The organism is Chryseobacterium sp. NRRL B-14798, from assembly GCF_050470705.1.
In the GTDB taxonomy this organism is placed as follows: domain Bacteria; phylum Bacteroidota; class Bacteroidia; order Flavobacteriales; family Weeksellaceae; genus Chryseobacterium; species Chryseobacterium cupriresistens.
This window is the reverse complement of record NZ_JBFLUL010000005.1, coordinates 2,874,035-2,887,657: the sequence shown is the minus strand read 5'-3', so window position 1 is coordinate 2,887,657 and position 13,623 is coordinate 2,874,035. Positions and strand designations below refer to the sequence as shown.

11 protein-coding genes are annotated in these 13,623 nt (G+C 38.3%); 8 read left to right on the top strand and 3 right to left on the bottom strand.

Annotated features, from left to right (window positions below; translation table 11 throughout):
* Nucleotides 1–40 precede the first annotated feature (40 nt).
* From AB1278_RS13460 to AB1278_RS13445, 4 genes are all read left to right on the top strand, one after another.
* On the top strand, nt 41–862 hold the full coding sequence (locus AB1278_RS13460) for a GNAT family N-acetyltransferase (RefSeq protein ID WP_429814917.1): 822 nt from the start codon (nt 41–43) through the stop codon (nt 860–862).
* A complete protein-coding gene (locus AB1278_RS13455) occupies nt 859–1,359 on the top strand; it encodes an endonuclease V (protein ID WP_227942822.1) in 501 nt (166 codons plus the stop codon). Before AB1278_RS13460 ends, AB1278_RS13455 begins: the two co-directional genes overlap by 4 nt.
* 156 nt (nt 1,360–1,515) lie before the next feature.
* Nucleotides 1,516–2,691 (top strand): acetyl-CoA C-acyltransferase, encoded by a 1,176-nt coding sequence (locus AB1278_RS13450; protein ID WP_429814914.1) that lies wholly within the window; start codon nt 1,516–1,518, stop codon nt 2,689–2,691.
* A 241-nt stretch (nt 2,692–2,932) separates the two neighbouring features.
* Nucleotides 2,933–4,243 (top strand): T9SS type A sorting domain-containing protein, encoded by a 1,311-nt coding sequence (locus AB1278_RS13445; protein WP_429814911.1) that lies wholly within the window; start codon nt 2,933–2,935, stop codon nt 4,241–4,243.
* Between the two features lie 98 nt (nt 4,244–4,341).
* On the opposite strand, the gene AB1278_RS13440 is transcribed toward AB1278_RS13445, so the two are convergent.
* Entirely contained in the window at nt 4,342–7,683 is a 3,342-nt protein-coding gene (locus tag AB1278_RS13440) for a DEAD/DEAH box helicase (protein ID WP_429814908.1), read from the bottom strand.
* 134 nt (nt 7,684–7,817) lie between these two features.
* On the opposite strand from AB1278_RS13440, the gene AB1278_RS13435 reads away from it, so the two are divergent.
* Nucleotides 7,818–8,615, top strand: coding sequence for an SDR family oxidoreductase (locus AB1278_RS13435; protein WP_311229339.1), 798 nt, complete (start codon nt 7,818–7,820; stop codon nt 8,613–8,615).
* A gap of 76 nt (nt 8,616–8,691) precedes the next feature.
* Nucleotides 8,692–9,606 (top strand): helix-turn-helix domain-containing protein, encoded by a 915-nt coding sequence (locus tag AB1278_RS13430; protein ID WP_280211672.1) that lies wholly within the window; start codon nt 8,692–8,694, stop codon nt 9,604–9,606.
* 50 nt (nt 9,607–9,656) lie between these two features.
* On the opposite strand, the gene AB1278_RS13425 is transcribed toward AB1278_RS13430, so the two are convergent.
* Nucleotides 9,657–10,268: a GNAT family N-acetyltransferase gene (locus tag AB1278_RS13425; protein ID WP_411413274.1), complete on the bottom strand. Its 612-nt coding sequence runs from the start codon at nt 10,266–10,268 to the stop codon at nt 9,657–9,659.
* Between the two features lie 460 nt (nt 10,269–10,728).
* On the opposite strand from AB1278_RS13425, the gene AB1278_RS13420 reads away from it, so the two are divergent.
* On the top strand, nt 10,729–11,856 hold the full coding sequence (locus AB1278_RS13420) for an MFS transporter (RefSeq protein ID WP_429814905.1): 1,128 nt from the start codon (nt 10,729–10,731) through the stop codon (nt 11,854–11,856).
* A 13-nt stretch (nt 11,857–11,869) separates the two neighbouring features.
* On the opposite strand, the gene AB1278_RS13415 is transcribed toward AB1278_RS13420, so the two are convergent.
* Nucleotides 11,870–12,112 carry a hypothetical protein gene (locus AB1278_RS13415; protein ID WP_202842568.1) on the bottom strand — a complete coding sequence of 81 codons (243 nt, stop codon included), beginning with the start codon at nt 12,110–12,112 and terminating at the stop codon, nt 11,870–11,872.
* Nucleotides 12,113–12,299: 187 nt separating this feature from the next.
* Between AB1278_RS13415 and AB1278_RS13410 the strand changes: the two genes are divergently transcribed.
* The gene (locus tag AB1278_RS13410) at nt 12,300–13,595 is read left to right on the top strand and encodes a cryptochrome/photolyase family protein (RefSeq protein ID WP_202842565.1); all 1,296 of its coding nucleotides are present in this window, start codon (nt 12,300–12,302) and stop codon (nt 13,593–13,595) included.
* Nucleotides 13,596–13,623: the final 28 nt, after the last annotated feature.

Genomic DNA, 13,623 nt, shown 5'->3' with positions numbered 1-13,623 from the left:
AAATATTTTGCGCCTTTGCGTTTACCAACAAACCATCAACATGAAAACCATAATCCGAGAAGCAAGGCCAGAAGATATTCCACAAATACAGATTGTGAGAAACGCTGTGAAAGAAAACACGCTGTCAGATCCTGGATTGGTTACTGATAAAGATTGTGAAGAGTTTCTGTTTCAAAGAGGGAAAGGCTGGGTTTGTGAGGTGGAAGATCAGATCGTTGGTTTTTCCATTGCAGATCTGAAAGAAAACAATATCTGGGCACTTTTTGTACATCCGGATTTTGAAAACCAGGGATTGGGTAGAAAACTTCATGATATTATGCTCAACTGGTATTTTGAACAAAACAAAGATTCCGTATGGTTGGGGACCTCACCAAAAACAAGAGCTGAGATCTTCTACAGAAAATCTGGCTGGAAGGAAGCTGGAACTCACGGAAATGGAGAAATCAGGTTTGAAATGACTTATGAAAACTGGAAAAATAAAAATATGATGTCCCAAAAACTAAAATCCATCAGACCTTTTATCGGAGCACAAAACTTTGAGATCAGCAGAAATTTTTACAGAGATCTGGGATTTGAGGAAGTTGTCCTTGAACCGAAATTATCACTGTTTGTAAGAGAAGAAATAGGCTTTTACCTTCAGGATTATTATGCAAAAGATTGGGTGGATAATACCATGATCTTTATAGAAGTTGCCGATACCGATGAATTCTGGAAAGAACTCTTGTCTCTGGAGCTTACAGAAAAATATGAAAGTGTGAGGCTTACTCCTGTAAGAACAATGGATTGGGGGAAAGAGTGCTTTGTACATGATCCGTCAGGAATATTGTGGCACTTCGGTGAGTTTTTTAAGAAAGAAATATGATTTACGCATTTGATACCTATTATTATGAGGATTATGCTAATACCGTGTGTATTGCATTTGAAGACTGGACCTCTGAAAAAGAAGTGGAAACGTTTATAGAACAAACTCCTGTGAGTTCAGAATATGAAAGCGGAGCCTTCTATAAAAGAGAATTGCCCTGTATTGTAAGCCTGCTGAAGAAAATTACATTAAAATCCGGAGATATCATTATTGTGGATGGATACGTCACTTTGGATGATCACGGGAAAATTGGCCTGGGTGGTCATCTGTATGAAGAACTGGAAGAAAAGTATCCTATAGTTGGGATTGCAAAAAATGAATTTACAACGCCGGATTTCCAGCGGAGAAGTGTATTTCGTGGAGAAAGCAAGACTCCGCTATTTGTTACTGCCAGAGGAATGAATGTAGATGAAGTTCAGTCGAAAGTAGAGCAAATGCATGGCGCTTACAGGATTCCTACATTATTAAAAAAACTCGATCAGCTAAGCAGAGCATAAATAATAAAATCTTACCCAGAAAGTAAGATTTTTTCCTTCTTATTAATATACCGATTGGTATATTTTAGCTATCTTTGCTATATTCCTTTGTCAAAATAAAAAAGGATTTTTTTAAAAACAATAATATACCGGTCGGTATATTTAAAAATAAAATCTATGAAAGAAGTATTTATAGTAGCAGCAAAACGAACCCCGATTGGTGGTTTTATGGGAAGTCTGTCAGGATTTACAGCACCTCAGCTGGGGGCTTTGGCCATTCAGAATGCTTACGAAAGTATCGGACTTGCTCCGGAACATATAGACAGTGTATACATGGGAAATGTGCTGAGTGCCGGATTGGGACAATCGCCAGCAAGGCAGGCGGCTATCTTTGCCGGAATTCCTGTCGACAAAGACGCTACCACAATCAACAAAGTTTGTGCTTCCGGAATGAAATCGGCAATGATGGGTGCACAGCAGATTCAGCTTGGGATGGATCATATTGTTATGACGGGAGGAATGGAAAGCATGAGCAACGTTCCGCATTATGTCAAAATCCGCCAGGGAATAAAGCTGGGAGATATCAATCTTACGGACGGATTGATTAAAGATGGACTTTGGGATGTCTACAATGATTTCCACATGGGAAGTGCAGCTGAATTAGGTGTGAAGAAATATGGACTTACCAGACAGGAGCTTGATGATTATGCCCTTCTCTCATACCAGAGAGCTCAGGAAGCGGCAAAAAACGGCAAGTTTGGCAACGAATTGATCCTAATATCCATTGAAGGTAAAAAAGGAATTGCAATCGTTGATAAAGACGAAGATATTGATAAGCTTATCCCGGAGAAAATCTCTCTTTTGAAACCTGCATTTGAAGAAGATGGGACCCTCACAGCAGCCAATTCCAGCAATCTGAATGATGGAGCTTCTGCCATAATATTAGCCTCTTCAGAAGCTATAGAAAACCATAATCTGAAACCTTTGGCAAAAATAATAGCCTATGCAGATGCTGCGCAGGCACCGGAATGGTTTACCACTTCACCTTCCATCGCTATTCAGAAATTGTTGAAACAAACAGGTCTCAATCTGTCAGATATCGACTTTTTCGAGATTAATGAAGCGTATTCTTCAGTCATCTTATCCAATCAGAAAATCCTGGGTTATGACCTGAACAAAGTCAATGTATATGGAGGTGCAGTGGCATTAGGGCATCCGATCGGTGCTTCAGGAGCAAGAATTGTGACCACTTTAGTGAATGTTTTACACCGGGAAAAAGGGAAGTATGGAATTGCCGCCATCTGTAATGGAGGAGGAGGCGCTTCCGCCGTTCTTATTGAAAGTATGGGCTAAAAGGGATAAAATACTTTAGATTCCAATTATTATATTAAAAAAGATCTTTCTTAAAGTTAAATTTGAGAAGGATCTTTTGTGTTGGTAACAGATTGATTATCCATTGGTCAAACAGAATATTCAATGATTACAGACGAAGGTTTAAAGCTCTATTTTTATTAAACTGACAAATATCATTACATTCTTATTTTTATTCATTCTAAATAAATATAAATTTGTCCCAAGAAATTGAACAAAGAAAATGAAAAAAATAACTACTCTTTCTGGTATTGTACTTGCATCCCTGACGAATGCGCAGCTGCAATATTGTATGCCAACCTTTCAGTATGGAGCTGACAGTAATATGATCAGTAATGTGACTTTCGGAACGATTAATAATTCATCATCTGTTCAGTCCTCCAATGCACAAATTTATGAGAATTTTACGGCAATCTCCACAGATCTGCAGTCGGGAAGTTCTTATCCAATCTCTGTGCAAGGTCCTTCCAGTACATTTCCCAGCGATGTAGTTGTTTTTATAGACTTTAATCAGAACGGAAATTTTGATGATGCAGGAGAGAGCTTTTATATCGGAAGACTTGATGCCGCTATCCCGGCCAATGCTTTTACAGTCAATAATACCATAGCAATCCCGGCTAATGTTGCCAGCGGAAGTACAAGAATGAGAGTTCTTAAAAACACCAATGTTCAGGCTTATTCAAATCCGGCAGCGGCTAATTCTATCAATTCAGCTTGCGACAGCAGTTTAAGAGCAGGGCAGACGGAAGATTATACAGTGAATATCATTGGAAATACAGCGAGTTTCCCGGCTCCTTATTGCGGTACTGAAAATATTACAAGCTCAAGCGTGAGTGAAATCAGTACGGTAGAATTTGCCGGAGTTATCAGAAACAGTGCACTTGACGGGAATTCTGATGTACTTGAAAACTTTACAGCAACAGTTTTCAATGTGAACCGTGGAAATAGCTATCCTATAAATATTACAGGTGGTACCCATGGCCAAACCACCGTATCCGCATATGCTTATATTGATTTTAACCATAATAATCAGTTTGATGCCGATGAGCAGTTTAATCTGGGCTATCTGGATAATTCCAATCCGGTTCCCGGCCGGCAGTCCGGGGTGACAACGGGAAATATCACCATTCCGGCAGGAGCACAGTTGGGAGAAACCCGTTTCAGACTGGTAAAAGCCTATGAATCCAATTCATGGATGGGAGCTTTGAAGAATCTTCCGTGTCCTTCAGATTGGTTTATCGGTCAGGCAGAAGATTATACTATAAATATTCAGCCTGAGAGTCTTTCAATCCTTGAAGTTTCCAAAGAGGTATCGACTCTTGTTACAATATATCCAAATCCTACCGCTAATTCTGTAACAATCAAGATGAAAGAAGGATTGGAGAAATATGAAATTTATAACATGTCCGGACAAAAGATGCTGGAAGGTAATTCGATGACGATTTCAATGGACCGTTTTGTTCCAGGAACTTATTTGATCAAAATTCATACAAAAAATCAGAAAACAGTTACAGAAAAAATTATTAAAAAATAGAAACATCATATCTAAATCATATCCATATCAATTTTTGTTTTTTAATCGACAGGTCTTTTACCTGTCGGTTTTTTATTTGCTGTTTTTAAGCTTTTATATTATGATTCAGATCCCAGTAAATCCATCAAATCCTGCTTAGACAATCCCTGAAGCTTCTTTCCGTCAGTGGTCAATAGATTCTGAGCCAGTTCTTTTTTCTTTTTCTGAAGCGTAAGAATCTTTTCTTCTACAGTATTGGAGCATATCATCCGTACAGCAATTACATTTTTAGTCTGTCCTATACGGTAACTGCGGTCAATAGCCTGGTTTTCAGCTGCAGGATTCCACCATGGGTCAACAAGATAGATATAATCTGCTTGGGTAAGATTGAGACCGACACCTCCGGCCTTTAAGCTGATCAAAAATACACGGATATCTTCATTGTTCTGAAAATGAGCTACTTTTTCCCCTCTGTCTTTCGTTTGACCCGTTAAATATTCAAACTGAATGCTGTTGTGTTCCAGTTCAGCTTTGATCAAATCAAGCATGCCTACAAACTGTGAGAAAACAAGGATTTTATGATCTTTTGACTTCCCAAGGATTTGCTCCATCAGAATTTCGATTTTAACGGCATTTTCACCGGAGTATCCCTCTTTCATCAGAACAGGGGAATTACAGATCTGTCTGAGCCTCGTAAGGCCTGTAAGAACATGCATGCTGTTCTTGTTCAGATCATCGTCATCGTTGGCGGCAATAAACTCACGAAGTTCCTTTTCATAAGCATCATAAATTTTGCGCTGTTCCGTATTCATTTCACAGTAGATTACTGTTTCAGTTTTCTGCGGAAGTTCTTTGGCAACCTGTTTCTTAGTTCTTCTGAGGATAAATGGCTTTATCTTTTGCTGAAGCTCTATGGCACGTTTGCTGTACTCAAATTTATCAATAGGGATAGCATAAATGTCTTTAAAATACTGTTTGCTTCCCAACAATCCGGGACAGGCAAAAGAAAGCTGACTGTAAAGATCAAAAGTGCTGTTTTCAACGGGCGTCCCCGTTAGTACGATTCTGTTTCTTGATTGAAGCAGACGTGCCGCTTTATACCTTTCTGAATTAGGATTTTTAATCACCTGTGATTCATCCAGAAACACATAATTGAAATTAAGCTTTTTCAAAAATTGAATGTCCGAAAGTAGCATTCCGTAAGTGGTAAGAACTACTTCGTAATCAGGCATATGAGCGGTTGTTTTTGGACGGTCTGCACCATAATGAAGCAGAACTTTTATGGAAGGTGCAAATCTGCTGATCTCTTCCTGCCAGTTGAAAATCAGGGAAGTAGGAACCACAATCAGATTGGTGGTGTGGCCTCTTTTTTCCCTCTGTGAAAGAATAAAAGCAATGATCTGAATGGTTTTTCCAAGCCCCATATCATCAGCAAGACATCCTCCGAAGTTGAAACTGTCAAGAAAATTAAGCCAGTTGAGTCCGTCATGCTGGTAATCTCTCAACTCAGCATTCAGCTCAGCGGGAACAGCCGTTTCCGGGATGTCTTTTACTTTTGAAAACTTTGTAGAATAGGAGGTAAGTTCTTCCTGAATCTCCTTGCTCAGAATTTCTTTTTCAAATAGTGACGTTACCTCCGAAAAATTGATTTTCGGAATCTTTAAAAGCTCTTCATCAATTTCTCCTGCTCTGAAATAAGCAGCTATCTTTTCCATCCATTCTTCGGGAAGAATTCCCATGCTGCCATCATCCAGCTGGACGAATTTACTCTTATTCCGGATGGCCCGGTGAAGCTGTTTCAGAGAAGCTTCTTTGGAACCAAATCCTACTTTCAGTTTAGCGTTAAACCAATCCAGTCCGCTGGTAATCTGAATATTGATTTTTGCCCGGTGAGGGTTTAATTTATTGTTTTTTAATTCGTTAAAGCCAAGTATGATGATCCCTTCGTTTCTCCAGGTTTCAAAAGCTTCAAGAAACCAGTTGTTATCCAGGAACTTATCCCTGTGAAGATAAAAATACTGATAGCCGTCCATCTGGTCTTCAAAATCAGGATGCTGCTGCATCACCAAAGAAGTAAAGCGGGCTTCGGCTGATTCATTTCTTTCTATTTTAAATGGATTTCCGTTCTGATCTGTATCAAAAAGCTGCTTCCTGGAATAGACCGGAACTTCCACATCACCATATTTCATGACGGGAGTAATTCCTATATAATTTTCCTGCTGACGGAGATAAATGACTTTTTCAGTCTGATAATTCTTGTCTTCAAGCTGTACTTTCGTTGCAGGTTGTATGTAGCTGTAATTAATATGAATACGTTCTTCTAAAGCAGACAGAATGTCCTGCATGAAAGCTTCATATTTTGAAGAATGAACCAGTAGAATTTCATTATGAGCCTTAAAGAACCGGATGATTCTGAGCATGTCCGGATTGTCTACAAAGCTGAAAATATTTCGGTTATACACAAAATACTCATTTCTGAGAACAATATTTTTAAAGGGAAGAGCAATGTCATTAAACAACAGTTCTCCGGTGATTTCAAAAAACGGATATTTCTTAAAGACAGATAGTTGAACCTCTGCATCTAAAGTGTTTAGTTCAATATGAGAAAGTGACTTTGCGGAAACGGTTTCTGCGATTTCCCGGTCATGATAATAGACTTCCAGCTCCAGAGGATTCCGTACAATAAGTTTTAACGCTTCCAGTTCTGCAGGATTGTAATCTTCATTATAGTTGTTCTGAAAAGTAGTAATGGCAGTATAAAATTTGATGTCTGCCGGTTTCTCTGCTTTCCAGATAAGCTGCATAGCATCTACAGGAGTTACGGGATTTTTGAGCTTTCCTGTCTGTGTTATTTCTGCCTCCATCAGTGAGAAGGTCATATGATTGTAATAACGGTGTTTACCGATAACCAATATCTGCTTTTTACCCGATTCCAATACTGCCAGCTCATCCAGTTTAGAAGGAAGCTGAGGAAGAAGATCCCTTGTCAGCATCACATCATCTGCAGGAAGCATTTCTTTGATTCTGGACAGTATTTTAATTTTACCTTCAGTATACTCCAATTCAAAATAGTGATCCAGATCCGGCTCATTTTCCAGACCATATTCTTTTGCTCTGGGAAGAAAGGTTTTTTTGCGGAGTGCTTCATCAAAAAACAGGCGATAGTTTTTATCTTCAATAATGCAGTAGATTATTTCTGCCTGATGAGAACAAAGCTGGTTCTTTTCATTGCTGCAGGTGCATGAACAAAGCAGAGTGCTGTTTATTTTGCTGATGGTAACCACCGGAAAATCCTGTAATGAAGACTCTTTTGTAAATATTCCTGTATTGTTTTCAATAGCAACAGGATAGATCTCACGAAAATCCCTGATCCCGATAAACGTACTGTCTGAGGTATGTTTCAGCAGGTCATATACGGAAAGTGTACTGATATTGATGTTGTCAAGAATATATTCTGCCATAAAAATAGATCGGGACAAACTTACAAAAAACAAATGTATTGAAGAATCCGTTTTGGCTACACCTTACCCCATTTTGGCAACTCCGGCGTTTGTTGTAATGCAGAACTTTGTCCTGTAATTTTAAACCAGGAAAAATGAAAACAATTTTTATAACAGGTGCTTCTACAGGATTAGGAAAAGCAGCAGCCCAATTATTTCAAAACAACGGATGGAAAGTAATCGCGACTATGAGAAACCCTGAAGCAGCTGCTGATCTTGCGGCTTTGGAGAATGTAACTGTACTTCCGCTGGATGTTACCAATCCGGAACAGATTAAGTCTACTGTAAAGCAGGCTCTTGAACTTGGAGACATCGATGTGGTGTATAATAACGCAGGATATGGCCTTATAGGACCTTTGGAAGCGCTTTCTGATGATCAGATCGTCAAACAGCTTGACACGAATTTATTAGGGGTTATACGCGTTACACAGGCATTTATTCCTTACTTCAGAGAACAGAAAAGAGGAATGTTCATTTCTACAACGTCTATAGGAGGACTGGTAGCGTTCCCATTGGGTTCTACTTATCACGCGACCAAGTGGGCGCTTGAAGGGTGGAGTGAAAGCTTAGCTTTTGAGCTTAATACTTTGGGGATTGATATTAAAACTGTTTCTCCCGGAGGAATCAAGACGGATTTTGTAAGTCGTTCTCTGGACTCAGCATCCAGTCCTGCTTATGAAGACATGACGAATTCTCTGTTTTCTAAAATGGAAGGGATGATGGAAGCGGCTTCTACACCGGAACAGATTGCAGCAGTAGTCTATGAGGCTGCAACAGATGGTAAAAAACAACTGAGATATGTGGCCGGAGAAGATGCTAAAGCCATCTATGCACAGCGTCTTGAACTAGGTGATGAAGCATTCAGAGAGCAGTTCGGAAAACAGTTTATGTAATCAGGTTTTTGAAAGACAGTATAAGTAAATTACATTTGTACTGTCTTTTTCACCCAATAATTTATAATTTTATATCATGGAAAAGAAAGATAATATTCCACTGAAGATCTCATCCATATCAGAATTGCACAATATGCTGCAGCTGCCCAAGCCGCTTCATCCGTTGGTAAGCCTTGTGGATAATACGAAAATGAGCATCAGAAAAGATATGCTGAAGAGAAGCTTTATCCTGAATTTTTATAAGATCTCGTATAAATATTCCACGGTTGGAAAAATGGGCTATGGACAGGGATATTATGATTTCAATGAGGGAGGAATGATGTTTACTGCTCCCGGTCAGGTTCTTTCTACTGATGAGAATGCAGAATACTGCGGATATACTTTGTTGGTACATCCGGATTTCATCAGAAGTTATCCTTTGGCAAAGAATATCAAAAACTTCGGTTTCTTTTCTTATGATACAAATGAAGCACTGCACTTGTCTGATCAGGAAAAGACAACGATAACAGGCTTGTTGGATAATATTGGAAATGAACTCAATACAGCTATTGATGAAGTGAGTCAGGACGTTATTGTTTCTTATATTGATGTGCTTCTTAATTACAGCAACCGTTTTTATAAAAGACAGTTTATCACCAGAAAGGCAGTTAATAATGATGTACTGGCTAAAATGGATGTTGTGCTGGAAAAGTATTTTAACGAGCAGGAAACCTTAAATAAAGGGCTTCCTACGGTAGAATTTCTGGCCTCCACGCTCAATCTGTCACCCCATTATCTGAGTGATATGCTTCGTAACCTTACCGGATTAAATGCCCAGCAGCATATTCATGAAAAACTGATTGAAAAGGCGAAAGAATATCTTACTACCACAGGTTTTTCTGTATCTGAAGTAGCGTATGCTCTTGGATTTGAACATCCGCAGTCTTTCAATAAGCTCTTTAAAAAGAAAACCGATAAAACACCATTGAGTTACAGACAGTCTTTCAATTAAATAAATACAAACACCCGTTTCAAATATCGGGTGTTTTTTATGGTATACTTTTAACCAATACTTTGCTTTTCTTTAATCAAAGCTTCAATTTTAAATTTTGCAGTGGCCCATTCATCATCCAAAATACTATAATAAGCCGCATTTCTTGTGCTTCCATCCCTGAGAACTTTGTCTTTACGTAAAATACCTTCAAATACACCACCGATTTTTTCGATCGCTTTTCGTGATCTGAAATTATCGTCTTTCGTTTTCAACTGTACCCTGTTTGTTTTCAGTACATCAAAGCAGAAGGTGAGCAGTAGTAATTTGCATTCCAGGTTGATGGCTGTTCCCCAGAACTCTTTGGTGATCCATGTCCATCCGATTTCCAGTTTTCTGTCTGCTGGATATATTTCAAAAAAGCGGGTGGAGCCGATCAATTTTCCGGTTTCTTTATGTCGTATGACAAACGGGTACTGATTTCCGGTTTCTCTTTCTGATAAAGCGAATTCATAAGTTTTATAAAACATCGTCTCCTCTGAACAGTCAGTAGGAATGAGTTCCCAAAGTTCTTTATCTGATGCGGCAGTATATAATTCTTCAAAATGCTGTTTTTCAAGAGGAATTAATTCAACTGTTTCCCCTTCCAAAATGGTGGGATAAGCAATCCATTTTTCTTTCATGGCTCATTATTTATACAACGAAATTAATGAAAAAGTTATTTAAACGTTATAAAACCACAAAAGACACAAAAGCTTTTTAAACACTTAAACTATTTAAAGTTATATGCTTTGTGTATAAAAGTATCCTAAAGTTTTGTTGAAAATCAAAGATTTTCATCTTATGTGAGCTTAATTACACGGTATTTACTTAAACTTTCTAAAGTATACCAAAGTGTTTAGAAAATAAAAACTTTTGTGACTTTTGTGGTTAAGTTTAAACAGACTTGAAAATAAAAATTTGTGTTCAAAAAATAATGTGATTTTCCACCATAATGAGGTCGGCAATTTCATTAATTGGTCAAAATGGAACATAAAAATGACAAAAATGAACTACATTTTAATAGCGCAGCGTGTCTAAATTTGCAAAAAGGATTTTTATTACCCTGTTATAATGAACGAGACCCCATCTTTTAATGCAAAAATGCCGACCGCCTGTTTTTTACTATTCTTTGCCCACGGGCTTGTTTTTTCCTCCTGGGCGAGCCGGATTCCTATCATTAAAACTGCTCTTTCCATTACTGAAGCACAGTTGGGAACGCTGTTGCTTCTGATGCCGATAGGACAGCTGTCGACGATGGTTCTGGCCGGAAAACTGATCAGCATCTACGGAAGCAGCGGAATTATTAAAAGATGCTTTATGCTGTATCCTTTTTTTCTTCTCTTAATTGGTTTATCACCTTCTTACTGGACTTTAGGGGCTGTTCTGTTCTTTTTCGGTGTGTCCGGGAATATGTGCAATATTGCCATCAATACACAAGCAATTGAGATAGAATCTATTACGAAAAGAACTCTTCTTTCTTCTTATCACGGAGCATGGTGCTTTGCAGGGCTTACGGGGGCAGTCATAGGTTTGCTGATGATTAATCTCCATGTAGGAACTTTTTATCATTTTGCTGTTATTTTCCTTCTGGTAGGAATACTTTGGTTGTACAGTACAAAAAATCTGACCAATATTATTCATAAAGCAGAACCGCAGACCCGTTCAATTTTCAAAGCAGTGAATCCTACACTGATTGGTTTGGGAATTATAGGCTTTCTGAGTATGGCGATTGAAGGAGCGATGTTCGACTGGAGCGGGGTTTATTTTCAAACTATAGTTAAAGCACCTGAAAACCTTGTCATACTGGGATATACAAGTTTTATCTTAATGATGACTTTAGGTCGTTTTATCGGGAATAAAATCATTGAAAAATATGGAAAAAAGATTGTTCTGCAGTGCTGTGGGCTATTGATGAGCAGCGGACTTTTTCTAAGTGTTTTCTTTCCGGAACTGTGGATCTGCATCATTGCTTTTATGATCATTGGTCTTGGAAGTTCCCTGAGTGTGCCTTCCGTTTACAGTACAGTAGGAAAAGTGAGTACAGTAGCTCCGAGTATTGCTTTATCATTTGTTTCCAGCATATCATTTTTAGGATTTCTGATGGGGCCGCCTCTTATCGGATATATTGCAGAAAGCTTTGATCTTAGGTATTCATATGGTCTTTTTGCCTGCTTTGGAATATTACTGGCTATTATGGCCGGACAGATGAAAGTATTCAGAAAATCATAATGAATTTAACAAATCATAAAACCTGAAGCTCTTTAAATACTTCTATAATGGCTTCAATAAGTCCTTTATCTACATTTTTTTCGGAAGCAGCATCGGGGAGAAGAGCTCTTAAGTCACCGTGATCATCACGCTCAATAACGACTTCAGTTCCGTCTACATCCACGTACAGTTTGTATCCATAAGAGAATGTGGCAAGCTTTCCGTTGAAAAGCAGATCTTTACCCTTATAGGTTACCGGTACTTCAAATTCTTCCATGCGTAAGCTTCTATTATAATTGGAGCAAATGTCGGAAAATTTTAATTCATATCATCATATAAACTGTAATGATAAAGCCGGATTATGCAAATTGTTAAAAATATTAATGGAGTAAATCTGTATATTTATCCTTAGTTATGGAGTCATTTCAAAGCAGGAATGATCAATGAATTTGAATTAAGCAATTATGAAAGATACAATCACCATTTTCTGGTTCAGGCGTGACCTGAGATTGGAAGATAATATCGGACTTCACCACGCTCTGCAGTCTGATGCACCGGTACTACCCATTTTTATATTTGATACTGATATTCTCGGGAAGCTGGAAGATAAAGAAGACCGCAGGGTTGATTATATCCACCAGGCTTTGACGGATATCAATATTTCATTAAAAAAGTATCATTCAAAAATCAATACCTATCATGGTAAACCTATAGAGATATTCAGAAAGTTGTTTGAAGAATACACTATCAAAAGTGTTTTCTGCAACAGAGATTATGAACCTCAGGCGATTGAAAGAGATAAGGAAATCTATTATTTTTTCAAAGAAAAGAATATTCCTTTTAAAGCCTGTAAAGATCAGGTGATTTTTGATAAGGATCAGATTGTTAAAAAAGACGGTTTGCCTTACACGGTTTACACTCCTTTTGCCAAAAAGTGGCGGGAAACTTTAACTCCTGAACATTATCAATCTGTTGAATTGGATTGTAAGAACCTCTTTCCACAGGAATATTCTGAGATTATGGCATTAAAGGAAATAGGTTTCAAAAAAACAGATTTTGATTTTAAAAAACCGGTTCTGGATGCGTCTATTATTGATGATTACGATAAGTACCGTGATTTTCCCGCATTACAGCATACCACACAGCTCGGAATTGCTTTACGCTTTGGAACCATCAGCATCAGAAAGTGTGTGGGTTTTGCATTAAAACATAATACGGTATGGCTGTCCGAGCTGATCTGGCGTGAATTTTTTATGCAGATTTTATATCATTTCCCACAGGTAGTTCATCAGTCTTTCAAAAAGCAGTATGATAATATCCACTGGCGGAATAATGAAAAAGAGTTTAAGCACTGGTGTGAAGGAACCACAGGGTATCCGATTGTAGATGCCGGAATGAGGGAGCTGAATGAGACAGGCTATATGCATAACCGGGTAAGAATGATTGTCGCGAGCTTTTTATGCAAACATCTGTTGATCGACTGGCGTTGGGGGGAAGCGTATTTTGCATTAAAACTGAATGATTATGATCTGTCTGCCAACAATGGAAACTGGCAGTGGGCTGCAGGCTCGGGATGTGATGCAGCACCTTATTTCAGGGTTTTTAATCCAACGGCTCAGACAGAAAAATTTGATAAAGACTTACTGTACATCAAAAAATGGCTCCCTGAATGGAATACACCAGCATATCCATCACCTATTGTAGAACACACCTTTGCCCGCGAAAGAGCTTTATCCGAATACAAAAAAGCTTTGGCATAAATATCAGGTATCAACAAAATGCCCGGTA

What these genes read in the sequence shown, in the direction of transcription:
- AB1278_RS13460 (WP_429814917.1), top strand. Translation starts at nt 41, where the DNA reads ATGAAAACCATAATCCGAGAAGCAAGGCCAGAAGATATTCCACAAATA.
- AB1278_RS13455 (WP_227942822.1), top strand. Translation starts at nt 859, where the DNA reads ATGATTTACGCATTTGATACCTATTATTATGAGGATTATGCTAATACC.
- AB1278_RS13450 (WP_429814914.1), top strand. Translation starts at nt 1,516, where the DNA reads ATGAAAGAAGTATTTATAGTAGCAGCAAAACGAACCCCGATTGGTGGT.
- AB1278_RS13445 (WP_429814911.1), top strand. Translation starts at nt 2,933, where the DNA reads ATGAAAAAAATAACTACTCTTTCTGGTATTGTACTTGCATCCCTGACG.
- AB1278_RS13440 (WP_429814908.1), bottom strand. Translation starts at nt 7,683, where the DNA reads ATGGCAGAATATATTCTTGACAACATCAATATCAGTACACTTTCCGTA.
- AB1278_RS13435 (WP_311229339.1), top strand. Translation starts at nt 7,818, where the DNA reads ATGAAAACAATTTTTATAACAGGTGCTTCTACAGGATTAGGAAAAGCA.
- AB1278_RS13430 (WP_280211672.1), top strand. Translation starts at nt 8,692, where the DNA reads ATGGAAAAGAAAGATAATATTCCACTGAAGATCTCATCCATATCAGAA.
- AB1278_RS13425 (WP_411413274.1), bottom strand. Translation starts at nt 10,268, where the DNA reads ATGAAAGAAAAATGGATTGCTTATCCCACCATTTTGGAAGGGGAAACA.
- AB1278_RS13420 (WP_429814905.1), top strand. Translation starts at nt 10,729, where the DNA reads ATGCCGACCGCCTGTTTTTTACTATTCTTTGCCCACGGGCTTGTTTTT.
- AB1278_RS13415 (WP_202842568.1), bottom strand. Translation starts at nt 12,112, where the DNA reads ATGGAAGAATTTGAAGTACCGGTAACCTATAAGGGTAAAGATCTGCTT.
- AB1278_RS13410 (WP_202842565.1), top strand. Translation starts at nt 12,300, where the DNA reads ATGAAAGATACAATCACCATTTTCTGGTTCAGGCGTGACCTGAGATTG.